This window comes from Skermanella mucosa (assembly GCF_016765655.2).
Lineage (GTDB): Bacteria > Pseudomonadota > Alphaproteobacteria > Azospirillales > Azospirillaceae > Skermanella > Skermanella mucosa.
This window is the reverse complement of record NZ_CP086107.1, coordinates 302,456-326,523: the sequence shown is the minus strand read 5'-3', so window position 1 is coordinate 326,523 and position 24,068 is coordinate 302,456. Positions and strand designations below refer to the sequence as shown.

General features: G+C 69.3%; 20 protein-coding genes. 12 read left to right on the top strand and 8 right to left on the bottom strand.

From position 1 onward, the window contains the following. The first annotated feature begins 10 nt into the window (after window positions 1-10). Genes JL100_RS31365 through JL100_RS31355 form a run of 3 tightly spaced genes read left to right on the top strand, consistent with a single transcriptional unit; the run spans window position 11 to window position 3,820 of the window. Entirely contained in the window at window positions 11-991 is a 981-nt protein-coding gene (locus tag JL100_RS31365; RefSeq protein WP_202684194.1) for a TAXI family TRAP transporter solute-binding subunit, read from the top strand. 13 nt (window positions 992-1,004) lie between these two features. Beyond that, window positions 1,005-2,870: a TRAP transporter permease gene (locus JL100_RS31360; protein WP_202684195.1), complete on the top strand. Its 1,866-nt coding sequence runs from the start codon at window positions 1,005-1,007 to the stop codon at window positions 2,868-2,870. Window positions 2,871-2,896: 26 nt separating this feature from the next. Further along, window positions 2,897-3,820 carry a 3-hydroxyacyl-CoA dehydrogenase NAD-binding domain-containing protein gene (locus tag JL100_RS31355; protein WP_211113177.1) on the top strand — a complete coding sequence of 308 codons (924 nt, stop codon included), beginning with the start codon at window positions 2,897-2,899 and terminating at the stop codon, window positions 3,818-3,820. A gap of 84 nt (window positions 3,821-3,904) precedes the next feature. Here the strand turns inward: JL100_RS31355 and JL100_RS31350 are convergent, their stop codons facing one another. The 3 genes from JL100_RS31350 to JL100_RS31340 form a co-directional block, all read right to left on the bottom strand. Then, entirely contained in the window at window positions 3,905-4,819 is a 915-nt protein-coding gene (locus tag JL100_RS31350; RefSeq protein WP_202684196.1) for a dihydrodipicolinate synthase family protein, read from the bottom strand. Window positions 4,820-4,884: 65 nt separating this feature from the next. Beyond that, on the bottom strand, window positions 4,885-6,057 hold the full coding sequence (locus JL100_RS31345; RefSeq protein WP_202684197.1) for an enolase C-terminal domain-like protein: 1,173 nt from the start codon (window positions 6,055-6,057) through the stop codon (window positions 4,885-4,887). Between the two features lie 116 nt (window positions 6,058-6,173). Beyond that, window positions 6,174-7,355 carry a mandelate racemase/muconate lactonizing enzyme family protein gene (locus JL100_RS31340; RefSeq protein WP_202684198.1) on the bottom strand — a complete coding sequence of 394 codons (1,182 nt, stop codon included), beginning with the start codon at window positions 7,353-7,355 and terminating at the stop codon, window positions 6,174-6,176. A gap of 97 nt (window positions 7,356-7,452) precedes the next feature. Here JL100_RS31340 and JL100_RS31335 point away from each other — a divergent pair, with 97 nt between their 5' ends. From JL100_RS31335 to JL100_RS31320, 4 genes are all read left to right on the top strand, one after another. After that, window positions 7,453-8,481 carry a LacI family DNA-binding transcriptional regulator gene (locus JL100_RS31335; RefSeq protein WP_202684199.1) on the top strand — a complete coding sequence of 343 codons (1,029 nt, stop codon included), beginning with the start codon at window positions 7,453-7,455 and terminating at the stop codon, window positions 8,479-8,481. A 210-nt stretch (window positions 8,482-8,691) separates the two neighbouring features. Next, on the top strand, window positions 8,692-9,735 hold the full coding sequence (locus JL100_RS31330; protein ID WP_228421656.1) for a TRAP transporter substrate-binding protein: 1,044 nt from the start codon (window positions 8,692-8,694) through the stop codon (window positions 9,733-9,735). Window positions 9,736-9,787: 52 nt separating this feature from the next. Then, window positions 9,788-10,312: a TRAP transporter small permease subunit gene (locus tag JL100_RS31325; protein WP_202684201.1), complete on the top strand. Its 525-nt coding sequence runs from the start codon at window positions 9,788-9,790 to the stop codon at window positions 10,310-10,312. Beyond that, entirely contained in the window at window positions 10,312-11,625 is a 1,314-nt protein-coding gene (locus JL100_RS31320) for a TRAP transporter large permease (protein WP_323378619.1), read from the top strand. Before JL100_RS31325 ends, JL100_RS31320 begins: the two co-directional genes overlap by 1 nt. Window positions 11,626-11,841: 216 nt before the next feature. On the opposite strand, the gene JL100_RS31315 is transcribed toward JL100_RS31320, so the two are convergent. Both JL100_RS31315 and JL100_RS31310 read right to left on the bottom strand, forming a co-directional pair. Further along, window positions 11,842-12,726, bottom strand: coding sequence for a phytanoyl-CoA dioxygenase family protein (locus JL100_RS31315; RefSeq protein ID WP_202684202.1), 885 nt, complete (start codon window positions 12,724-12,726; stop codon window positions 11,842-11,844). A gap of 432 nt (window positions 12,727-13,158) precedes the next feature. Continuing rightward, window positions 13,159-13,854, bottom strand: coding sequence for a GntR family transcriptional regulator (locus tag JL100_RS31310; RefSeq protein ID WP_202684203.1), 696 nt, complete (start codon window positions 13,852-13,854; stop codon window positions 13,159-13,161). A 155-nt stretch (window positions 13,855-14,009) separates the two neighbouring features. Between JL100_RS31310 and JL100_RS31305 the strand changes: the two genes are divergently transcribed. The 5 genes from JL100_RS31305 (at window position 14,010) to JL100_RS31285 (ending at window position 17,549) form a co-directional block, all read left to right on the top strand. Then, a complete protein-coding gene (locus JL100_RS31305) occupies window positions 14,010-14,852 on the top strand; it encodes a fumarylacetoacetate hydrolase family protein (protein ID WP_202684204.1) in 843 nt (280 codons plus the stop codon). Window positions 14,853-14,918: 66 nt separating this feature from the next. After that, window positions 14,919-15,665, top strand: coding sequence for an SDR family NAD(P)-dependent oxidoreductase (locus tag JL100_RS31300; RefSeq protein WP_202684205.1), 747 nt, complete (start codon window positions 14,919-14,921; stop codon window positions 15,663-15,665). Window positions 15,666-15,725: 60 nt separating this feature from the next. Beyond that, window positions 15,726-16,748: a TRAP transporter substrate-binding protein gene (locus JL100_RS31295; RefSeq protein WP_202684206.1), complete on the top strand. Its 1,023-nt coding sequence runs from the start codon at window positions 15,726-15,728 to the stop codon at window positions 16,746-16,748. A gap of 137 nt (window positions 16,749-16,885) precedes the next feature. After that, window positions 16,886-17,173, top strand: a complete 288-nt coding sequence (locus tag JL100_RS31290) for an AbrB/MazE/SpoVT family DNA-binding domain-containing protein (RefSeq protein WP_202684207.1) — start codon at window positions 16,886-16,888, stop codon at window positions 17,171-17,173. Further along, the gene (locus JL100_RS31285) at window positions 17,160-17,549 is read left to right on the top strand and encodes a type II toxin-antitoxin system VapC family toxin (RefSeq protein WP_202684208.1); all 390 of its coding nucleotides are present in this window, start codon (window positions 17,160-17,162) and stop codon (window positions 17,547-17,549) included. Before JL100_RS31290 ends, JL100_RS31285 begins: the two co-directional genes overlap by 14 nt. Before the next feature lie 45 nt (window positions 17,550-17,594). Here the strand turns inward: JL100_RS31285 and JL100_RS31280 are convergent, their stop codons facing one another. Genes JL100_RS31280 through JL100_RS31270 form a run of 3 tightly spaced genes read right to left on the bottom strand, consistent with a single transcriptional unit; the run spans window position 17,595 to window position 24,068 of the window. Beyond that, window positions 17,595-20,894 (bottom strand): efflux RND transporter permease subunit, encoded by a 3,300-nt coding sequence (locus tag JL100_RS31280; RefSeq protein WP_202684209.1) that lies wholly within the window; start codon window positions 20,892-20,894, stop codon window positions 17,595-17,597. Beyond that, a complete protein-coding gene (locus JL100_RS31275; RefSeq protein WP_202684210.1) occupies window positions 20,891-22,516 on the bottom strand; it encodes an efflux RND transporter periplasmic adaptor subunit in 1,626 nt (541 codons plus the stop codon). Before JL100_RS31275 ends, JL100_RS31280 begins: the two co-directional genes overlap by 4 nt. Continuing rightward, the gene (locus tag JL100_RS31270) at window positions 22,509-24,068 is read right to left on the bottom strand and encodes an efflux transporter outer membrane subunit (RefSeq protein ID WP_202684211.1); all 1,560 of its coding nucleotides are present in this window, start codon (window positions 24,066-24,068) and stop codon (window positions 22,509-22,511) included. Before JL100_RS31270 ends, JL100_RS31275 begins: the two co-directional genes overlap by 8 nt.

The window sequence follows — 24,068 nt, the reverse complement described above, 5'->3', positions numbered from 1 at the left end:
GGAGAGAAGAATGCTGCTCAAGAAGGTCCTGCTCGCATCCGCCGTGGCGGCTTCCATGCTGCTGGCGGGCGGCGTCGCCCAAGCCCAGGGCGGGGGGAAGCTGCTGATCGGCTCGACTTCCGCCTCGTCCAGCCAGTACGGCTATTTCGTGTCGCTCGCCAAGCTGATCAACGACCAGGTGCCGGGGGTCGAGGCGTCGGTCGTCGAGACGGGCGCCACCGTCGACAACCTGCGCCGGATCGCGCGCGATCAGATCGACCTGGGGCTGGTCACCACCAATGTCGGCCAGCACGCCTATGCCGGCGAACGGGACTTCAAGGGCCGGCCGATCGACAACCGCCTGCTGTGGGTCTATTCGGTGGCGCCCCAGAACGTCGTGGTCCGCGCCGACGCGGGCGTGGACAGCCTGGCCGGACTGGAGGGCAAGCGGTTCAATCCCGGCATCCGGGGTTCGGCGACCGAACAGACCACCGAAGCGGTCTTGGAGGCGCTCGGCATCTCCCCCGACCTTGTCCGCGGCTCGACCACCGACGTGGTCGACATGATCAAGGACAATCGCCTGGTCGGCTACGCCAAGTCGGGCGTCGGCAGCAAGCTGGACGCGTCCAGCCTGGACATCTCCACGCTGACGCCGGTCAAGGTGCTGTCGCTGACCGGGGAGCAGGCGGAGATCCTGCGGAAAGGAAGCCCCGACATCTCGGTGATCGAGATCCCGGCCGGTGCGGCCGACGGCGTTCCGGCCTACACGACCTGGAGCTTCGGCCTGGCGGTCCACGCCTCCCCCGGCATGGACGAGGAGACGGCATACCGGATCACCAAGGCGGCCATGGAGGACACCACGGTGCAGGCCAACGCCCTGGCCGACCTGAAGGGCGTCGACCTGACCGAACTGACCATGGAGAACGGCACCGTTCCGCTTCACCCCGGAGCGGCCCGCTATTTCCGGGAGAAGGGCGTCGAGATCCCCGACGCGATCAGGCCGAAGTCGTGACCGGAGCATCCCGATGAGACGGAAGGCAGCGACCGCGCTGGCCGTGGCGGTGGGCGCGTTCATCCTCTACACCTCGGCGTTCGGCCCCTACGAGAGCCTGGTCCAGCGGGCGATCTTCCTTGCCCTGGTCGTCTGCCTCGGGCTGCTGGTCTATCCGCTGGGGGAGGGGCGCCGCTGGCGTCCCGCCGGCATCGCCGTCGATCTCGCCCTGGCGGCGGTCACCGTCTTCGCGTGCGGCTACATCGTGGTGAACTATGCCGACATCATGTCGGCCCTGCCCTGGGCGACCCCGCTCGACATGGCGCTGACGGCGGGGCTCGTGCTGACCATCCTGGAGCTGTCGCGCCGCGCGATCGGATGGGTCTTCCCGGGACTGGTGACGCTCGGACTCGCGTATGCCCTGTTCGGCGACGCGATTCCCGGCCGGCTGGGTCATCGCGGCTTCGACCAGGCCTTCGTGACCGAGACCCTGTTCCTGGGCGATCTGGGGATCTGGGGCATGCTGCTGGGCGTCGCGGCCACCACGATCGCCGCCTTCGTCCTGTTCGGCAGCCTGCTTCTGCATACCGGCGGCGGACAGGCCTTCATCGATCTGGCCATGCGGGTCGGCGGCCGCAGTCCGGGGGGCGCCGCCAAGATCGCGACCATCGCCTCCGGCCTGTTCGGCATGGTCAGCGGCAGCGCCGTCGCCAACGTCGCCACGACGGGCAACTTCACGATCCCGATGATGAAGCGCCTGGGCTATCCGCCGGCCTTCGCGGCCGCGGTGGAAGCGGTCGCCTCCACCGGCGGGCAGATCGCGCCGCCGATCCTGGGCGCCGCCGCCTTCGTCATGGCCGAGATCCTGGGCACCAGCTACCTGACCATCGCGGTCGCCGCCCTGCTGCCCGCGATCTTCTTCTACGCCGCCGTGTTCGCCACCGTCCATGTGGTGGCGGTCCAGCGGGGCCTGCGGATCGTGCCGGACGAGGAATTGCCGTCCTGGCCGTCGATCCTCGCCCCGCGCCGGATGCTGCCGATCGCCGCCGCCCTGGGCGGCCTCTTCTTCGGCATCCTGACCGGACGCTCGATCCAGACCGCGGCCTTCTTCGGAATCGTCGGGCTGCTGGCCGGATTCGTGGCGACCCGGGCGGGGGTCGACCGGCCGCGCGACATCGCCGCCCGCATCGTCGAGGGCCTGGGCGACGCCGGCCGCGGGCTGGTGATCATCGGCGTTCTGCTGGCCGGGGCGCAGATCCTGGTATCGATGATCAACATGACCGGAATCGGCGTCACCCTGTCCTCGCTGATCGTCGCCGTCGCGGGCAACTCGCTCTTCCTGGTCGCGCTGATCGTCGCGGGCGTCTGCCTGGTCATGGGGATGGGCATTCCGACCACCGCGGCCTACGTGCTGGTCGCGGCGGTGCTGGCGCCGGCGCTGGTCGCCGCCGGGGTGGAGCCGCTGGTCGCGCACATGTTCGTGTTCTATTTCGCGACCATCTCGGTGATCACGCCGCCGGTCTGCGTCGCCGTCTTCGTCGCCTCCGGGATCGCGCAGACGAACTGGATGCCGGTCGCGGTCGAGGCGGTCCGCCTGGCGGCGGTGACCTACATGATCCCGTTCATGTTCTTCCTGTATCCCGGAATGCTGGGCTTCGGCGGCGCGATGCAGATCGCCGAGGCCGCCGTGTCGGGGCTGATCCTGGTGGTCGCCACCTCCTGCCTGCTGGGCGGCATGCGGATCTTCGCCCGGCGGGTGCTGGACACGGCGTTCTTCGTGGCCGTCGGGGCGCTGGCGATCCTGCCCTGGTGGATCGGTCCGATCCTGGCGGGCGTGATGCTCGTCCTGGCGTTCGGCATGGGGCGGCGGCCGGTCCCCCTGGCGGCCGGGCGCGGATGACGGAAGCGGGAGACAGGAACATGGACATGAACATATCGGACACCGGGATCCGCCGTGTCGCCGTCGTCGGGACCGGCACCGTCGGGGCGAGCTGGACGGCGCTGTTCCTGGGCTGCGGCCTCGACGTGGCGGCGACCGACCCGGCGCCCGGCGCCGGCGGCCGCCTGGAGGCCGCGGTCGAGGCCATCCGGCCGGTGCTGGCCCGGCTGGGCCTGCGCGGACAGGGCCGGCTGACCTTCCGGGACGGGCCGGAGGAGGCGGTGCGGGACGCGGACTTCGTCCAGGAGAACGCGCCCGAGCGGCTGGACCTGAAGATCGACCTGCTGGCCCGGCTCGACCGGGCCGCACCGAAGGGAGCGCTGATCGCGTCCAGCACCTCGTCGCTGCTGCGCAGCCGGATGGTGCGGGACTGCGCCGATCCGGGCCGCGTCGTGATCGCCCACCCGTTCAATCCGCCGCACCTGGTGCCGCTGGTGGAACTGGTCGGCGAACCCGACGCCTGCCGCCGGGCGGCGGAATTCTACGCGGCGATCGGCAAGCGTCCGGTGATCCTGAACCGCGAGGCGACCGGCCACATAGCCAACCGCCTGACGGCCGCCCTGTGGCGGGAAGCGCTGTACATCGTCGAGCAGGGCATCGCGGACGTCGAGGACGTGGATGCCGCGATCACCGCCGGGCCCGGCCTGCGCTGGGCCGTCATGGGGCCGTTCATGACCTACCATCTGGGAGGAGGGGCCGGCGGCATCGCCCATTACCTGGACCATCTCGGCCCCAGCCAGATGCATCGCTGGAACGACCTGGGCACGCCCACGGTGGACGAGGACCTGAAGCGCCAGGTGGTGGGCGGCGTCGACCGCGAGGCGGCGGGACGGACGATCGGGCAGCTGGAGCAGGAGCGGGACCGCGCGCTTCTGGCGATTCTCGGAACCCGCGCGCCGGACGGATCCTGACCAGGGACGTCCCGGCCGGAGCGCCGGCGGGGCGTCGCTCCGACCTGCGGTCGATGACCTTGCCGTCCGGCTGGCGCCGCCCGGTTACTCGAACCGGCCGAGCCGGCCGGTCCAGCGATCCAGGCAGGACAGGCCGAAGGCGGTCGGCCTCAACGCCGGGTTCCGCTGGACCGGGTCGCGCAGGCCGAGCCGCCGGGCGGCAAGCAGCTTGCCATAGGTCAGCAGGCTGTCGATCGACTGCATGACGAAGACGATCACCGGAAGGATCTCGGCATAGCGCTCCCGCGCTCCGTGCTCGTCGCCGGCCGCGAAGGCGGCATGGATCCCGATCAGGCGATCGGCGACGTCCGGGGCCGGGATGATGCCGGCGCAGCCGGCCGCGAGATTGTCGACGATCTCCAGCCCGCCCCGGCCGTTGAAGACGGTGAGCCGATCCCCGGTGTCCCCGATCAGGGCGGCGATGGCGACGGCCGACGCTTCGCCCTTCAGCAGGCGGAACTGCGGGCATCTCGACGCCAAGGTCCGCAGCCCCGGCGCGGTCAGCCCGACCCCCAGATATTCGGGCGCGTTCTGGATGGCGAACGGCAGTTCGACGGCCGATCCGACCGTGCCGAAGAAATCGACCAGGTCGTCCTCGGGCGTGCCGGCACCCGGCGGCGGCTGGAGGATCAGCCAGTCCGCCCCGACCGAGCGGGCATGGCGCGCCGCCGCGATCTGAGCCTCGGCCGTGGGCTCGAAGATGGTCACCGCCAGGGGAACCCTGCCGCCGACATCCTCGGCGGTCCAGTCCATCAGCATGCGGCGTTCGGCGGGCGTCAGGCTGCGGACCTCCGTCGCCAGTCCCAGCACGGCGATGCCGTGCGCCCCCATCGCGATCAGGGCGTCGACCTGACGGCGCATCGCTCCCCGGTCGAGCGTGCCGTCGGCATTGAAGAAGGCGTACAGGATCGGATGGATGCCGGCGAGCGTACCGGGACCGGTCCCTGGGCTGACGGACATGGCGACTCCTCTGGCGACGGACTTGCGATCGGCGGAAAGGGGCGGCGGAAAGGTGCGGCCCCGGATTACCAGTCGACGATGGTGCCGTCGTCCATCACGGCCTCCAGGGATGCGAAGACTTCCTGCTCGAAGGGATGGCGGGCCGCCGCCGCCTCGTCGACCTCGATGCCCAAGCCCGGGGCGTCCGGCAGAAGCCACCAAGCGCCCTCGCGCCGTACGGGGGTCCGCACCAGCACCTCGTCGTACCAGGGAACGGACTTGTCCATGACTTCCTGGATCACGTGGTTGGGCGTGGCGACGGCGAAATGCAGGGCCGCCGCGGCGGCGATCGGGCCGTTGGGATTGTGCGGCGCCACGCCGATACCGGCGACCGACGCGGCGGCCGCTATGGCCTGCGCTTCGAGCAGGCCGCCGCAATGGTTCAGGTCGGGCTGGACGATATCGACCGCCCGGGCGGCGATGACCGGCTCGAACTCGTCATGGCCGATCAGGCGCTCTCCGGTCGCGATCGGACAGGCGGCGGCCCGCCTGATCTCGGCCAGGGACTGGACGTCGCCCGGCTGGATCGGCTCCTCGACGAACATCGGCCGGAACGGCTCGACCACCCGCACATATTGCAGCGCCGCCTTCGCCGATGCCGGCCGGCCATGGAAGTCGAGCATGATCTCGACGTCGTCGCCGACCGTCCCGCGCAAGGCCGCCATGGTCGTTTCGACCAGCCGGAGCCCCTCTCCCGTGACGGTATGGTGGGTATAGGGGGAGAGCACGACCTTGAACGCCGTATAGCCCAGCGCGACGAGGCCGGCGGCCGACTCCGCGAGCCGGTCCGCTTCCAGCGCGCCATAGACGGCGCGCATGTCGCCCAGGCCGAGATGGGTGTATATGCGCACCCGGTCGCGCACCTTGCCGCCGAGAAGGCGCCAGACCGGCAGCCCGGCCGACTTGCCGAAGATGTCCCACATGGCATGTTCCAGGCCGCTGATCGCGGTCATGCCGATGGCGCCGACCTTCCAGAAGCCGTGCTTGACCAGCGCCCGGACATTCTGCCGGATGTCGCGGGGATCGCGGCCCAGCAGAATGGGTTTCAGGTCCTCGATGGCGCCGACCACGGCCCGGGTCTTCCATTCCAGGGTCGCCTCGCCCCAGCCGTGCAGGCCCTGGTCGGTGGCGATCTTCACGAACACCCAGTTCCGCATCTCCGCGTTCACGACGGTCGTGGTCACGTCGATGATCTTCATCCCGTCCTCCTCCCGGCCCGGTCCGATCGCAGCCGTCTGGGGGCTGCGCCGTCCGGTATGATCTTCTTGATGATAACGTAACCATAAGCTTGGCCGGACGGCAAGCGCCCGGCGGATCAGCCGGCCGGCACCGGTGGCGTCTCGTAGAGCGTCGCCCCGTCCACCTCGATGCGCACTTCGACCAGATAGCGGCGCACGGTGTCGAAATCGATCGTCATGCCCAGGCCGGGCCGTTCGGGCAGCCTGATCATCCCGTCCGCGTCGGGAGCCAGCCGTTCCACCGTCAGGTCGCGCGCGACCGGCTTGGTTTCGATCGGGTATTCGCAGATCTCGTGGCCGGCCAGTCCCGCGAACGGCTGGAGCGACGCGCTGAGCGCCAGGTTGGACGTGAAGGTGTGGTTCACGAAGGTCACGCCCCTGGCCGCGGCGTGACGCGCGACCTCGAAGGCCGGACCGATGCCGCCGATACGCCCCGTGTCGATCTGGACGAAGCCGAGGCCGGCGCCATCAATCATGTGGCGGGCCATGTGAACGTCATGGCAGCCCTCGCCGCCGGCGAGACGGACCGGCGACTGCCGGGCAAGCGCCGCATAGGCCTCGATCGCGCCGGAGACGAAGGGTTCCTCGAGCCACGTCGCTCCCGCTTCGGCGAGGGCCGGAAGCCTGGCGGCGGCGGCCTGGACGTCGTCCTCCCAAACCGTTCCGGCATCGATCAGCAGGATGCCGTCCGGACCCAGCCCCTCCCGCGCGGCGTGGACCTGGTCGCGGTCCGCGTCGACCGATCCGGTACCATAGGGACCCCAGCCGAACTTGGCGGCCTGGAAGCTCCGGGCCCGGATGCCGCGGGCCTTCTCCAGGGTTTCGTCCGGCGTGTCGCCGAACAGGACGGAAGCATAGGGCTTCTTGGCATAGGCGCGGTCGTACCCCAGGAGACGCCAGACCGGCTCCTGGCGGCGCTTGCCGAGCAGGTCCCACAGGGCGATCTCGATCCCCGACAGCGTGTGGTCGGTCTGCAGCAGGTCCAGGCTGTTGCGCTTCACCAGCCGGGCGATGCGGGCGATGTCGGCGGGCGTGTCGAACGTCTGGCCCAGGACCGAGGCGATGACCGGCTGGCAGGCGCCGTGGCTGCGCGGGCAGACGAGGCTGGCGATGGAGACCAGCGGCGCCGCCTCGCATTCGCCCCATCCGACATGGCCGCCGGCCGCGACCCTGACGAGCAGCGCGTCCTGGCTGCCGTCGCCCTCCGTCGTCACGTCGGGCATCTTGACATAGAAGAAATCCACCGCTTCGATTTGCATCGTCTCTACCCTTGCTGTTGAATACCGGCTATCCGCAGGATCGGCTTCAGGAACGTTTCCTGCCGGCTGCCCATCATCGAGAAGCGACTTTTTCCGGATGCAGAACCGCCCGACTTTGAAGGACGTGGCCAAGGCGGCCGGCGTCTCCAACATCACTGTGTCCCGGGTGGCGAACGGATCCGGGCTGGTCCACCCCGACACCCGCCTGCGCGTGGAGGAAGCGATGCGCAGCCTGGGATACCTGCCCAACCTCGCGGCGCGGGCGATGCGGACCAACCTGACCGGCACGATCGGCTTCCTGGTGCCCGACCTGACCAACTATCCGAACGCCGCCGTCGCCCAGGCCGCCGAACGGCGGCTGGCGGAAGCCGGCTTCGGCATGCTGCTGGCCAGCAGCGCGCTCAACCCGGTGCGCGAAGCGAAGGCGCTGGCGTCGCTTCAGACCAGGCAGGTGGACGGCGTCGTCCTGTACGTGTCCGACGAGGCGGACCCGGAGCTGCTGACCACCCTGCGCCGCTTCAAGACGCCCGTGGTGGTGCTCGACCGGACCTTGCCGCTGAACGCCGAGGTGGATTCGGTGATCTGCGACCATGCCACGGCGATGCGCGAAGTCGTGCGCTATCTGGTCCAGCTCGGCCATCGACGCATCGCCCTCCTGGTGCCCGAGTTGCGCATCCGCCCGGTGATCGAGCGGTCCACCGCCTTCAGGACCGCCGCGGCCGAGGCCGGCATCGCCGAATCCTGCGCGACGGTCGTGCAGGTTTCGGCGGCGACCGCCGCCGGCAGCGTCCCGGCCCTGACGCTGCTCGAGGGGCCGACCCCGCCGACCGCCATCATCGCCGACGGCAACCGCCTGCTGCGCGGCGTCATCCTGGCATCGCGCGCCCTCGGCCGGGCCATTCCGGCCGAACTGTCGGTCATCGGCATCGACACCGACGACATGGCCCTGGTCTGTACCCCCGAGATCACGTGCATCGTCCGCGACTTCAACGAAATCGGCCAACTGGCCGCCGACCTGATGCTGCGCCGGCTGACCGCCCAGGCCGCGGCCCCGCAGCAGGTAATCCTCCCCTCGCAGGTGGTCCTGCGTAGCTCCTGCGGGCCGGCTCCGCGCGGTTCCCGCTGACACCATTCCAGCATATTCATTGTTGACGTTACCATTGTTATCTTTGAGGATGAAACGAGCGAGACGGCACGGTCGTCCCTGACCCGGGCCGCCAGACAGGCCCGATCAGTCAGGCCCGATCCGGTCGGGCAGGGAAAGCAGCGGGAGGAACTGCGCCGGCCAAAGCCGGCAAGCAACGAATAACGGACAAACAAATAACGGGAGGGGAAAATGCCGAGAACAAGGTGTTCCATGCTTGCCGTCGCGGGGCTGGCGTCCGTCATGGCCCTGGCGGCCACGACGATCTCCGCCCAGGCCGAGACCTGGCGTGTCCAGACGTCGATGACCGCCGGCGAGTCCTTCTATACGGATATCGAGAAATACTGGCTGCCCCGGCTGGCGGAGATGACCGACGGCAAGCTGACGATCGAGCTGACGCCCGTCGGATCGGTCGTCCCCTACAACGAGACCATGGACGCCATCGGACAGGGCATCCTGCAGGGCGACATCACCGCCACCACCTATTTCACCGGACGCAACAAGGCGTTCTCCATCCTCGGCGACCTGATCGCCGGGTATGACCGTCCCGAGCAGATCAGCATGTTCTGCTATCACGGCGGCGGCCGCGAACTGCTTCAGGAAGCCTACGACAAGTTCACCGACGGCACCGTCCAGGTGATCGGCTGCAGCCCGATCGCCCGCGAAGCCTTCGTGGCCAAGGTGCCGATCCGGAGCGTCGAGGACTTCAAGGGAAAGAAGGTCCGGGCACCGGAAGGGCTGGCGTCGGAGGTCTTCAAGCGGGCGGGCGCGTCGGTCGTCGTGCTGCCGGCGGCGGAGACCTTCTCCGGGATCGACAAGGGCGTGGTCGACGCGGCCGATTTCTCGACCTACACGATGAACGACAGCCTGGGCTTCAACAAGATCGCCCAGCACCCGGTCTATCCAGGCATCCATTCCATGCCGCTGATCCATTTCACGGTCAACAAGGCCGCCTACGACGCGCTCAGCGCCTCGCACAAGACGATCCTCGACGTCTGGTACCGGGCGATGATCGACGACCTGCGCATGCGCAACGACATCAACGACCGCCAGCTCGTCGCCCGCGACCTCGCGGCGGGGATCGACGTGGTGGACTGGCCGCAGGCGGAGCGGGACAAGTTCCGAGCGATCGCAGTCGAGGCGTGGCGCGACTACGCACAGGGCGATCCGCTGGCGGAAAAGGCCTACGCCGCGCAGGTGAAGTTCATGAAGGGGATCGGCCTGCTCCAGGACTGACCGTACCGACCGCCCGGCCCGACGGCCGGGCTCCCCTTCCAGGGAGATCTCCATGCGCTGGATCGAACGGCTGAACGACCTCCTCGGTGGGGCCGTGGCGTGGTTCTATATGCTTTCGGTGCCGGTCATCGCCTACGAGGTGCTGATGCGGTACATCCTCAATTCCCCGACATCCTGGTCCTTCGACCTCACCATCCTGCTGTGCGCCGTCGGGTACCTGCTGTCCGGCGGCGCCGTCACCAAGTCCGAGGCGCACATCGCGGTCACCAGCCTCCAGGACGTCGTTCCGCCGCGGGTCAAACGGGCTATGAAGCTCTTCGGCCATCTGGTCGGCATCTTCGCCATGACCGGCCTGGTCGCGGCGTCGTGGAAGTCCGGCCTGCGCGCCGTCACCATCGGCGAGCGCACCGGCGGTGCCTGGGATGCCCCGACGCCGGCCATCATCAAGCCCCTGATCACCGTGGCGGCGGTCCTCGTGCTGCTTCAATTGCTGATCCTCGTGGCCCGGGAACTCACCGGTCGCGGCGCGGCGGCGCCGGCCGGCAAGGGCACTCCCGGCGAAGGCGGGCCGATCTAGTGGATATCGGAACCATTTCCCTTCTCATCGTCGCCATCATGATCGGCCTGATGATCGCCGGCGTGCCGCTGGCATGGATCACGATGAGCCTCGCCATCGGCTGCACGCTGGCCTGGCTGGGTCCCGCCGGGCTGCCGCTCGTCGCGAGCCGCGTCTATGGCTTCGTCAACGAATACGTCTTCGTCGCGATTCCCCTGTTCGTCCTGATGGCCTGCATCCTGGAGCGGTCGGGAGTGGCCAGGGACCTGTACGACGCCATGCGCCTGTTCGCCGGGAACCTGCCGGGCGGGGTCGCGGTGCAGACCACCCTGGTCGCGGTGGTCATGGCGGCCATGACCGGAATCATCGGCGGGGAGATCGTCCTGCTGGGCCTGATCGCGCTGCCCCAGATGATGCGCCTGGGCTACGACAGGAAGCTCGCCATCGGGATCATCTGCGCCGGGGGGTCGCTCGGCACCATGATACCCCCGTCGGTCGTCCTGATCGTTTACGGGCTGACGGCCGGCGTGTCGATCAGCGAACTGTTCCTCGCCTCGGCGCTGCCGGGACTGCTGCTCGCGGCGTTCTACATCGCCTATGTCATGATCCGCTGCATCCTGAACCCGGCGCTGGCCCCGCGCCCGCCGCGCGAGGAATTGGATATCCCGTTCGGGCAGAAGATGAAGCTGCTGAAAGGCCTGGTCCTGCCGATCCTGGTGGTGATCTGGGTGCTGGGCAGCATCTATGGCGGCATCGCCTCGGTCACCGAGTCCGCGGGCGTGGGGGCGCTGGGCGCCATCATCGCCGCGGCGGCCCGGGGCGAGCTGAACTTCAGGATGCTTCGGGAATCGGCCATGCGGACGATGATCACGGTCGGTGTGATCATCTGGCTCACCCTGGGCGCCAACGCCTTCATCGGCATCTACAACATCATGGGCGGCACGACCTACCTGCGCGAGACGATCGGAGACCTTCCGCTCCCGCCGTTCGGCATCCTGCTGGTGATGATGGGGATCCTGCTGGTGCTGGGTTTCGTCATGGACTGGATCGGCATCTGCCTGCTGACCATGCCGATCTTCGTGCCGGTGATCAAGGCGCTGGGCTACGATCCGGTGTGGTTCGGCGTGCTGTTCTGCATGAACATGCAGGTGTCGTACCTGACCCCGCCCTTCGGCCCGGCGGCCTTCTACCTGAAGAGCGTCGCGCCGCCGGAGATCGAGCTGCACACGATCTTCAGCAGCCTGCTGCCCTTCATCCTGCTCCAGATCGCGGCGCTGCTGCTTGTCATGCTGTTTCCCGGCATCGCGACGTTCCTTCCGAGCCTGATGGGGTGAGGCGGACTGCCGGGCCCCGCGGCCCGGCAGCTCCCGATCCCCGGCGCCGGGGCTCCACCGCCTGTCGCCCGATCGCCGGGAGGGTCGACGATGAACCGCCGGTCATACCGAAACCGTTGCAACGGTTTCGGTATGACCCTTTCAATCAATGCCTATGGCATTGATCTGTCGGGTTTTCGGTTTCCGGATGATCATGCTGATCATCCGGAAACCGTATCAGACGGCCGCCTTGGACCTGGCGAAATAGGCGTTCTTCAAGGTCCGCTGATTCTCGTAGATGGAGCCCTGATGACGCGACGGCGGCAGCGGCAGGCGGACCGGCACGGCGGTCGACCGGGGGGTCAGCAGGGGGTCGTCGCCGCACAGCATCAACGCCTGCCATTCCCCCCAGGACGGCTGCTGGGAACCGACCAGCGGCCAGGCGTCGGCGGCGCGGTACTGGAAGAGCAGCAGGCGGCGCGGCTTGGACGAGACGTTCGTGGCCGATCCGTGGATCGTACGGACATGATGGATGCTGATGCTTCCCGCCGGGCCGGTCAGCGGGACCGCCGCGCCGAAATCGATGTCCGCCGCCGACGGATCGATGGCGCCGCAGAACTCGCCGTCCGAATGATGGTCGAGCACCGGCCCGCGGTGGCTTCCTGGAATGCACAGGAGAGGCCCGTTCTCCACCTCGCAGTCGTCCATCATGACGCCGACCGCGGCCAGATCGTCGTTGGTGTGGGGATAGAAGGCCCAGTCCTGGTGCCATTCGACCGCGGCGCCGTAATTCGCCGCCTTCACGTTGAGCTTGGACGTGTCGAAGCGGATCGCCGGGCTGACCAGCTTCCGCAGGATCTCGAGGATGCGGGGATGGCGGGCGATGCCGTCATAGACCGCATGCTGCAGATGCGGGGTCTTGATCCGGCGTACCCGCGGCTCGGCCGCGCTGTGGCCCGGTTCCAGGTCATAGACGGCATCATGACTGCTGACCTCGCGCGAGCGGGCGATGAACTCGTCCGTCACCGCGCGCAAGGCCGCGACCTCCTGCGCGGACAGCACATTCTGGACCACGAGGAAGCCGTTTTCCGCGTAGGAGCGGATATCCGTTTCCGAAATCATCGTTCCTCCCTGCCGAAACCCGGCGCGGCATCCCCGCGCCGCCTTTGGTAACGTTATCATAAAGCAATCATCCCGGCTGGCAAGGTGGATTGCGCATCATCCCTCCCGCTTGTCGGAGAATACCCCGCGGGGAGGCCTGCCGATGAAGATCGCCGGGACGGAGACCCTGCCCGAACCGGGACTACAGCCGTTCAAGACTCCGTCGGTGGCATCGACGCCGCCAGAGTGACCAGCCGCTGAAGTCCGCGAGCGCGCAGCGCGCAGGATGTTCGTGCGCAGGGTGTCCGGGTCCGAAGATCCGCTCGGAGGCACCCGGCCGGCGACAGGTTGGTCACCTCCGCGAACTTCAGCCTGGTCATGCGGCCTTCGCGCTGAAGGGCGGCATTGACCTGATTTCCGGCCAGCGGGATGCCGGCCCCGGCGGGTGCGGGATCACGGGGCCGGCGTGAAATCCGCGTCGGCGTCGAACAGCTTCTCGACGGCGTCCGCCGTGTTCTGGTAGTGGCGGCGGAGCGCTTCGACCGCCTCCTCGGATTTCCGGGCGATCGCCAGCTCCATGATCTCCTTGTGCTCCCGGGCGGCGTCGCGGGTCTGGCCGGGAATGCTGATCGACATTCTGCGGTACCGGTCGGCCTTGCCGAAGAGCTTGTCGCACAGGTCCATCAGGATCGGGGAGCCGCAGGCCGAGACGAGGGCCTTGTGGAAAGCCGCGTGCTTCCGGTCCCACTCCTCCCGGACGGCCGACGGCATGTCGTCGCGCTCCCGCGGGACGCGGGACATCAGGTGGTGGGTCGCCAGGACACGGCTCTCCCACTCGGCGTCGCCGTGCAGGATCGACAGGCGCAGGGCCTCTCCTTCGAGCAGCTTGCGATTGCCGACGATGTCCCGGAGCTCGGCCCGGGACAAGGGCGCCACCCGGAAGCCGCGGTGGTCGTCCGAGACGGTGAAGCCTTCCGCGGTGAGGCGCGCCAGCGCTTCGCGCACGGGGCTGACGCTCATCCGGCACAGTCCCTGCAGCTCGGCGAAACGCAGGCGCTGGCCCGGCTTGAGCGAACCCGCCCGGATCGCCCGGTGGATCGCCGCGTAGGCGTCGCCCGCCAGGGTGCGGGGCTCGTCACGGTCCTTCATGGCTTCCCTCCCACGCTTCGCCACCGGATTTTCGAAAATCCGGCTGTTCATCGAAAAACGTTGACTGCATGCAAAGTCCATGCGAACAGTACGTTAACGAAGGATATTCAAAAACGCGACGCCTTTCGGCGTCCGTGATCCCAGGAGGTTACGCTTTGAAGCTGGTACGCTTTGGTGCCCCGGGCGAGGAGAAGCCCGGCCTGATCGACGCCGACGGCCGCCTGCGCGACCTGTCGTCGGTCGTGGCGGACATCGACGGCAAGGCCCTCGCCCCGGAAAGCCTGGATCGCCTGCGCGCGGTCGATCCCGCGCGGCTTCCCGCGGTGCCCGAAGGCACGCGGCTCGGCTCCTGCGTCACCGGCGTCGGCAACTTCATCGCCGTCGGCCTGAACTACGCCGACCACGCGGCCGAGAGCGGCATGCCCGTGCCGGAGGAACCCGTCCTGTTCAACAAGGCGCCGTCCTGCATCGTCGGGCCGGACGACACCGTCCTCATCCCGCCGGGCTCGGAGAAGACCGACTGGGAAGTCGAGCTGGCCATCGTGATCGGCAAGCGGGGCACCTACATCCCCGAGGCCGACGCGCTTGACCATGTCGCCGGCTATTGCGTCTGCAACGACGTGTCCGAGCGCTCCTACCAGCTGGAGCGCGGCGGCCAGTGGACCAAGGGCAAGGGCTGCCCGACCTTCGGCCCGCTGGGGCCCTGGATGGTGACCCGGGACGAGGTGGAGAACGTCGACGATCTCGCCATGACGCTGGCCGTCAACGGCGAGGTGGTCCAGGACGGCTCCACCCGGACCATGGTCTTCAAGGTCCCCTTCCTGGTGTCCTACATCTCGCAGTTCATGACCCTGATGCCGGGCGACGTCATCACCACCGGCACGCCGCCGGGCGTCGGGCTGGGCATGAAGCCGCCGCGCTACCTGAAGCACGGCGACACCATGCGCGTCGAGATCCAGGGCCTCGGCGTGCAGCAGCAGAAGGTCGCGGCCTCCTGACCGCATGGCCTTCCGGCCCCGGGCAGGCCGGAAGATGAACCCGCGAAAGAAACTGGGAGCGAAACGATGAACAAGATCGATCTGGCCGGCAGGAACATGGTCGTCACCGGAGGTGCCCGCGGCATCGGCTACGCCATCGCCGACCGCCTCGTGCAGTCGGGCGCCAGGGTCGCCCTGTGGGACCGGCTCGCCGAGGAGGCCGAGGCGAGCGCCCATGCCCTGGCGAACGGCACGATCGCCTGCGCCGTGGACGTCGCCGACGCCGCCTCGGTCGAGGCGGCGGCCAAGCGTACCCGCGAGGCGTTCGGGCGCATCGACGGCCTGGTGAACGGCGCCGGCGTCACCGGCCCGGTCAAGCCGCTGGCCGACTACTCCGCCGAGGAGTGGCGCGTCGTGGTCGAGGTGAACCTGACCGGCACCTTCAACTGCTGCCGGTCGGTCGTGCCGATCATGCAGGAGAACGATTACGGCCGGATCGTCAACATCGCCTCGGTCGCCGGCAAGGAAGGCAACCCGAACCTCGCCGCCTACAGCGCGGCGAAGGCGGGCATCATCGGCCTGACCAAGTCGCTCGGCAAGGAGCTGGCCAAGACCGGCATCGCCGTCAACTGCATCACGCCGACGACCGCCAAGACGCCGATCCTGGACCAGCTGACAGCGGAATTCATCGAGTACATGCGCGTCCGCATCCCGCGCGACCGCTTCGTCGAGCTGACCGAGATCGCCGCCATGGTGGCCTGGCTGCTCTCGGAGGAGAACTCCTTCACGACCGCCGCGGTCTTCGACCTGAGCGGCGGCCGCACGACCTACTGACGGCCCGGGCGCAAGCCCCTTTCGGAGCCGTCACCCCTTTCAGAACAAACCGGGTGAGAGATGAGGAACACGCTGAGAAGCCTGTGCGCGGGACTGCTCGCGACCGGAGCCCTGCTGACCGCCGGCACGGGCAACGCCGCCGACATCCGCGAGCGCACCGTCAAGTTCGCCTTCGTGCAGAACATCGACAACCACTGGGGCGCCGGGGCCGAGAAGTTCGCCGAGATCGTCAAGGAGAAGAGCGGCGGCAAGATCAGGATCAAGCTCTTCCCGGGCGGCGTCCTGGGCGGCGACGTCCAGACCGTCTCCGCGCTGCAGGGCGGCACGGTCGAGATGGCCATGATGGGGCCGTCCCTGCTGGTCGGCCTGGTCAAGGAATTCTCCGTGTTCGACTTCCCCTTCCTGTTCCGCAACGCCCAGGAGAGCGACGCGATCCTGGACGGGCCGGCCGGCAAGGCGCTGATCGACAAGCTGCAGGCCAAGGGGATCGTCGGCCTGACCTACTGGGAGCACGGCTTCCGGAACCTGACCAACGACCGGCATCCGGTGTCCAAGTGGGAGGACATCCAGGGCCTCAAGATCCGGGTGATCCAGGTCCCGCTCTACATCGAGGCGTTCAACGCCATGGGCGCCAACGCCGTGCCGCTGCCCCTGCCGGAGCTTTACACGGCGCTGGAAACGGGGACCGTGGACGGGCAGGAGAACCCGCTCGCCTCGATCCTCTCCTCCAAGTTCAACGAGGTGCAGAAGCACGTCTCCACCACCAACCACACCTACAATCCGCTGATCGTCCTGAGCAGCGGGAAGTTCTGGGACAAGCTGACGGAAGACGAGCGGAAGCTGCTGCTCGACGCGGCCGAGGAGGTGAAGCCCTACCAACGCAAGGTGTCCCGCGACATGAACGCGGCGGCCCTGGAAGAGCTGAAGGCGGGCGGCATGACCGTGACCGAGGTGTCGGACGAAGAGAGGGCCCGCATGGCCGAGAAGCTGAAGCCGGTCATCGAGAAATTCACCAAGGAGACCGACGAGGCGCTGGTGCGGGACATCAACGCGCAGTTGGAGAAGATCCGCGCGGCCCAGTAGCGCGGCGGTAACCGGCGTCCGAAAAACGGTGGCTTCGCGCGGGATCCCCGGATCGTCTCCGGGGATCCCGCTGCGCGCCCGGACAGCGGATCGGCTTTGCCGTCCCGGCTTTTCGGAACCGGAACCTTCCGTCGGAGTTGCCCGAATGGAGTCAGCAAGCTGAAAAGCTGATCACCACCGTCTCGACCAAAGGACAAGTCATCCTCCCGAAAGCCATCCGCCAGCGGCGGGAATGGGATGTGGGCACCCGGCTGATCGTCGAGGAAACACCGGACGGCGTCCTGCTGAAGCGTGCCCCGGCTTTCGCGGCGACGCGGCCAGATGAGGTGTTCGGCCTCCTGCCCTTTGGCGGCGAGCCGAAATCCCTGGAAGACATGGAGGCCGGCGTGCTGTCCGAGGCCCGTCGCCGTCATGATCGCGATTGATGCCAATGTGATCGTCCGGTACCTGACCGGCGACCACCCGGAGCAATCCGCCCGTGCCCGGGCGCTTGTCGACGGAGGGGGCGTCTTCGCCGCCGTGACCGTGATGCTCGAAGTCGAATGGGTGCTGCGCAGCGCCTATGGTTATCGCCCCGCCGACGTCGCGCGGGCGTTGCGGGCCTTCGGCGGTCTGCCGACGGTCACCGTCGAGGATGCGGAAACGGTCGCAGAAGCGCTCGACCATGCGGAACGGGGAATGGATTTCGCCGATGCGCTGCATCTCGGGAAATCCACCCACTGCGAGGGCTTCGCCACCATCGACCGGAAATTCGTGAAAGCGGCGCGGGCCGCAGGACACGCGGAAGTCCGGGAGGTTTGACACGGAAAAACCGGCGCAAGTTCGCGACGGTCCCGCCGCAAGGCTTCAACGCCGGTTCCGGCCCCGCCCGCGTCGCCGGGTCCCTTCCTCCTCCTTCCCGGCGCCGTCATCCTTGCCGTCCTCCCCGCCGGCGGCGGCCTGCTCGCCGGCGGCGCCGGGCGATCCGCGGACCACCTGCACGTCATGCCCGAGGAAGCGCTTCGCCGCGCCGCGCGCCGCGTCGAACTGGAGCATGGCGAGGGCAGGGACCAGAAGCATCTGAAGGACCGTGGCGAACAGGATGCCGAAGGCGATGCTGGCGGCCAGCGGCACCAGGAACTGTGCCTGGACGCTCTGGCTGACGATGATCGGGGCGACGCCCAGCGCCGTTGTCAGGCTGGTCAGCATGATCGGGCGGAACCGGTTCTTGGCTGCGGCGACCACGGCGTCGAACATTTCCTCGCCCTTCAGCCGGCGGGCATTGACGAAATCGATCAGGATCAGCGCGTCGTTGATGATCACGCCGGACAGCCCGACGAGGCCGAACAGGCTCAGGAACGTCACGTCCAGCCCCAGCGCCAGATGTCCCAGCGCCGCCCCGACCAGTCCGAACGGCACCACGGCCAGGATGATCAGCGGCTGGGTATAGGAGCGGAAGCTGACCGCCAGCAGCGCGTAGATCGAGAACAGCGCGATGGCGAAGTTGGTGAACAGGGCGGGCAGGGTGCGGCCCTGCTCGCGCTGCTCGCCGCCGAAGGCATAGCGCAGCCGGGGAAACTCGGACTGGATGTCGGGCAGGATATCGGTGCGCAGCCGGGCCGTGACCTCCTGCCCGGTGGTGACGCCCTGCTGCACGTCGGCGTTCACCGTGGTGATCCGCCGGCCGTTCCGCCGCTCGATGCTGCTGGGGCCGGTGCCGTAGCTGATCGAGGCAGCCTGCCGCAGGGGGATCGACAGCTCCTGCCCGTCGCTCCCGGAGGCGCGGATGCGGTAATCGTCCAGGGTGGAGAGGCTGTCGCGTTCCCGCTCGGGCAGGCGGACATAGACTCGCACCTCCTCGCGGCCGCGCTGCACGCGCACCGCCTCGACCCCGAAGAAGGCAGCGCGGACCTGTTCTGCCAGGTCCTCCAGCGTCAGGCCAAAGGTGCGGGCCTGGTCCTCCAGGCGGAACTCCAGCTCCCGCTGGCCTTCCTCGTCGGTATCGTAGATGTCGTTGACGCCGCCCAGGCGCCCCAGTTCGCCCTTTACCCGCTCCACGATGCGGTCCAGGGTCTCCGGGTCCGAGTGGGACAGCTCGACCGATACCGGATTGCCGACATCGACCGTGCTCGACGAGAAGCTGACATAGTCGGTCGTGGGCAGCGGCCCGGTGGCGTCGCGCCAGGCTTCCTCGAACTGCCGGGCCGTGATCTCGCGGGTGCCGGGATCGCTCAGCCTGAAGCGGACTGCGCCGTTCTCGGGCACGATCGGCTGGCGGGCCGAGGCGCCCCCCGGTCCCCCGTCCGCGGGGGTGCGCCCGACCGTCAGATAGACGCCCTCGACCAGTGGCTCCGAACCGCCGCCGTCGCCCTCCAGCCCGGCCGCCGCGCGCCGGCCTGTCTCGGCCAGGCGCTCGGCGATCCTCAGCGTCACGTCCTCGGTGGTGCCGACCGGCATGCCGAACTGCGCGGTGACGATGCGGCCCTGGATCTCGGGGAAGAAGACGAAGCGGAGATAGCCGCCGAGGAACAGGCTGGAGACGATGATCAGCACCGCGGCGGCGCCGGCCATGACGATGCCGTAATGCGCGGCGGAGAAGCGCACCGCCCGGTCCAGCGGCCCGTCCACGAAGCGCTTGAACGCCCGGTCGATCCCGTCCTTGCCGCGCCGGATCGCGCGCATCGGGGCGCTCTTCGGCTGGTCCCCCGCCTTCAGGCCCGACAGGTGGTGGGGCAGGATGAACAGGCTCTCGACCAGGGACAGGCACAGCACCGCGATCACGACGATCGGGATGTCGGCCAGGAACTTGCCGGCGGTGCCGGGCAGGAACAGCAGCGGGGTGAAGGCGATCACGGTGGTGGCGACGGCGAACAGGACCGGGACCGCGACGCGCTGCGTACTGCGGACGGCGGCCTCGACGCCTTCGTGCCCCTGCTCGGTGCCGGAATGGATGCTCTCGCCGACCACGATCGCGTCGTCCACCACGATGCCCACGGCGAGGATGAAGCCGAACAGGCTCATCTGGTTGACCGAGACGCCCAGCAGGGACATCACCGCGAAGGTGCCGACGAAGGCGACGACGATGCCGAAGCCGACCCAGAACGCGACCTTCAGGTGCAGGAAGACGGCCAGCGCCAGCATCACCAGCACCGCGCCGATCAGGGCGTTCTCGATCAGCAGGTCCAGCCGGCTCCGCAGCTGCTCGGCCTCGCTCTGCCAGATCGCGGCATCGACCCCCGCCGGCAGCGTCGGCCGCAGCTCATCCAGGTACGCGTCCACCGCCTCGGCGATGGCGAGCACCTGCTCGTCGCCGGTGCGGAAGACTTCCACGATCGCGGCGGGCTTCCCGTCGTAGCGGGTGGTCAGGCCGGTGTCGCGGAAGCCGTCGTCGATCCGGGCGATGTCGCCCAGGCGGATCTGCCCGCCGTCGGGGCCGGCGATCAGGATGATGTCCGCGAAGTCGCGCCGGGTCAGGTTCTCCCCCTCGACGCGCAGCAGGATGCGGCTCCCCTCCGTCTCGATGTCGCCGGCCGGCCGGTCGAGGCTGTTGGCCGCGATGATCCCCGCGATCTCCGGCAGCGACAGGCCATAGGTGCGCAGGACGTCCTTGGGGACCTCGATGGAGATCTCGTAGTCGCGCACCCCGGCGGTCTGCACGAACGAGATCGCCTCCTCCGCCGCCAGGTCGTCCTCCACCCGGTAGGCCAGCTCCTTCAGGGTGCGCTCGGGCACGTCGCCGTGGATCACCAGCTCGATCACCCGGCGGCGGCTGGTCAGCTCACGGACCTCCGGCTCCTCCGCCCGATCGGGGAAGTTGGTGATGCGGTCGATGCGCGACTTGACGGCGTCGAGCTTCTGATTGACGTCGACGCCTTGCTGGAGTTCGGCGGTGACGATGCCGAGGCCCTCCGACGCGGTGGCCGTGACCTCGCGCACGCCCTCGACGGACTCGATCTGCTCCTCGATCGGCCGGACGATGGAGCGCTCGACCTCCTCCGGCGAGGCGCCGCGGTATTCGACGCTCACCTGGATGCGGCCGAGGGTGAATTCCGGAAAGGGCTTCTGGGTGATGTTGAGCGCGCTCAGGCCGCCGGCGAACAGGATCAGCAGCATCAGCAGGTTCGCCGCGACGCCGTTGCCGGCCATGCGCTGGATCAGCGAGTTCATTCGGCGGTTCCGGTATCTGTTCCGGTTCCGGGAGCATCGTCCCGGGGCGCGGAGTCGGCTTCGGCGCTCGTGCGCACCAGCATGCCGTCCGTGGGCGCCTCGACGGTGCTGGTCACCAACAGCACGCCGTCGGGCAGCCGGTCCGCCTTTACCTGGACGGTATCGCCGTCGCGGAGAATCACGTCGACCTCGACGATCCTGAGTCTGGCGCGGTCGGGCTGGTCCGCACGGGCCAGCGCCCAGACGGAATCGCCGCGGCGCAGAGCGGACGCCGGTATGGTCAGGTACCGTTCGGGTGGCCGCCCCTCGATCTCGACCGTCGCATAGCTGCCGACCAGCAGGGGCGGCGGGCTGACCAGCGGTTCAGACCCATCGGTACCGATCGGCCGGCCCGGCCGGCGCGGATCGGGCACCCGCACCACCACGTCGATCGTCCGCGTCCGCTCGTCTATGAAGGCCCTCGTACGGTCCACATAGCCGTCCCAGCCGAACCGAAGGCCGCCATAGTCGATGGCGACGAGCGCCGGGACCCGTCCGCCGCCGCCCCCAGCGCCGCCAGGGTCTCCGGCCGGCATCTCCCAGAGGTTCGGTATCAGCGACGCCTTGTCGCTCAGCAGCGGCACCGTCACCTCGACCTCGCCGGCGCTGTAGATCCGGGCGAGTTCCTGGGCCGGCTGGACGAACTGGCCGACATCCACGTCCTCGCTCCGCACATAGCCGTCGAACGGCGCCTCGACCGTGGTCCGGGCCAGGGCCAGCTCGGCATCCGCAAGCTCGGCCCGGGCGGCCTGGAGCGCGGCCTGCGCGGCCTGGAGCTGCGGGCGCCCGAGGGTCAGCGGGCTGACGTCGGGGGCGCCGCCCGCCGTCCCCCCTTCGGAGCCAAGGCGGTCGCGCAGCAGGCGGTACTCCTGCCGGGCGATCCGCGCCTCCTCCTGGGCCTGCCGCAACTCGACCTGGCGCCGGGCCACCGTCGCCTGGGCCCGCTGCGCCTGGTTGCGGTAGTCGGCGTCCTCCAGCCGGACCAGCACCTCGCCGCGATCGAACTCGCCGCCGCTGACCAGCTCGGGATGGACATGGTCGACCCTTCCGCCGACCTGGGCGGACAGCCCCACCTCCGCCCGCGGCATCACGATTCCGCTGCCCGTGATGGTGATCGCCGACCGGCCGGGGCGCGCCTTGACCGTCTCCACATAAGGGGCTTCGGGCGGCGGGGGTTGCGGCTCCGGCCGGGAGCGCAGGAGATAGATCAGGGTCGCGGCGCCGATGCCCGCCAGCAGGATCGCGGCGGCCAGCAGCCACCATTTCCAGGGCGTGTGCCGGCCGTCCCCCGATCCATCGTCCCGGCCGCCCTCCGCCGATCCCCACCGATCCCCGCCGGGCGTGTCGGGCGCCGAGGTCACGGTCAGCAGCCGGGGGCCGTGCCGGTTCACCGGCTTGCCCTCGGTCCGCAGGAACCGGGGAAGGCGCAGGACCGTCATCCAGCCGGTCCGGACACCGCCCCCGGCGGCCGGCGTGTCCGGCTCGGGCGCGCCGCCGGCCGGGCGCTTCTCCCCGGCATCGCGGGCCTGGGCGCGCGCCTTGCCGCGCCGGCTTCTCGCCTCGGGATCTCTCGCCTCAGGCATCGCGGTCCCTTTCCGTCCGGCTTTCCCCCGTCGCGGCCGCCACCAGAGCCTTGATGCGGTCGCTCAGATCCTCCTCGATCCAGACCCCGCCGAGCGACCGGTGGACGGCCAGCCGCGCCTCGACTAGGTCGCGTTCCGCCTGGAGCACGGCTTCGCGGGCGGCCACCACGTTCCGGCGGGAATCGAGGAAACCCAGATAATCGCCGATCCCCTGCGTGTAGCGGCGCAGTTGCAGGTCCGCGCGGGAGCGGGCGGTCTCCAGTTCCCGCGCCAGCAGCCGGTAGCGCTCGGCCGTGGTCTCGTGGTCCTTCAGCGCGGTCTCCACCTCGCGGACCGCCGTCAGCACGGACGAGGCGTAGTTGCCCGCCGCCTCGGCCAGGGCCGCCTCCGCCGCGTCCACCTCGCCCCGGAGCCGGCCGCCCTGGAAGATCGGCGCGGTCAGTCCGGCGGTCAGGCTGGTGAACCAGTTCGACAGGTCGAACAGGCCGCCGGCCGTGCCGGCCCGCAGGCCCGCGCCGGCCGAGATGGTGAAGCGCGGGAACAGGGCCGCCCGCGCGGCCCCCACCTCGTAACGCTGGGCTTCCAGCCGAAGCCAGGCCGCCCGCACGTCCGGCCGCTGGATCAGCAGGGCCGACGGAAGGCCGGCCGGGATCGGGTCCGGCGGCGAAAGCGGCGCGCGGTCCGACCGGGCGCCCACGACGTCCCCGAGCTCGCCCGGATACCGCCCCAGCAGGGTGGCCAGCCGCGCCCTGGCGGCGTAGAGCCGGCTTTCGAGCCGGGGGATCTCGGCCTGCGCGCCGCGCAGTTCGCCCTGGATCGCGTAGAATTCGAAACTGTCCACCAGGCCGCGCAGGTATCGCCGCTCGGTCAGTGCCGCCCGCTCGCGCAGCAGGTCGACGTCGGGACGGACGAGGTCCAGGCGGCGCCGGGTGGCCAGAATGTCGAAATAGGCCCGTATCGTCTCGGCGATGACGGAGAGAACCACGGTCTGGAGGTCGCCGACCGTGGCGCCCAGGCGCGCCTCCGCCGCGTTCTCGGCGTTGCGCACCCGCCCCCAGAAGTCCAGTTCGTAGGACAGGTCCAGGCTCGCCGAGAAGCGTTCGCTCCGGGTGCGCTCCTCGGGGCCGCCGGTTACGGAGGCCGGCACCTCCCCGTCAGAGCCTAGGCCGCCGCCGTCGAATTCACCCGACCCGAAGCCGCTTGCCGGCTGATCCCGCCGGCTCGCGCCGACGCTGGCGCCGACCTCCGGCGACAGGGGAGCGCCGGCGATCCGGGCCTGCGCGCGGGCCTGCTCGACCCGGGCGACCGCCTGCGCCAGGTCCAGGTTCCGGTCGACCGCCTGCCGCACCAGCGCGTCCAGCGCCGGATCGTCGAAGGTCTCCCACCAGCCCAGCGGACGGTAGGCGGCGGCGACGTCCGCCTGCTCGAACTCGGCCGGCAGGGCGGCCACCGTGACCGGCACGACGGCGTCCGGCGCCAGGGAGCACCCGGCAGTTCCCAGGGCGCCCGCCGCGCACAGCCAGAATAGGCTTCCGTTCAGGATCGCGCGCAT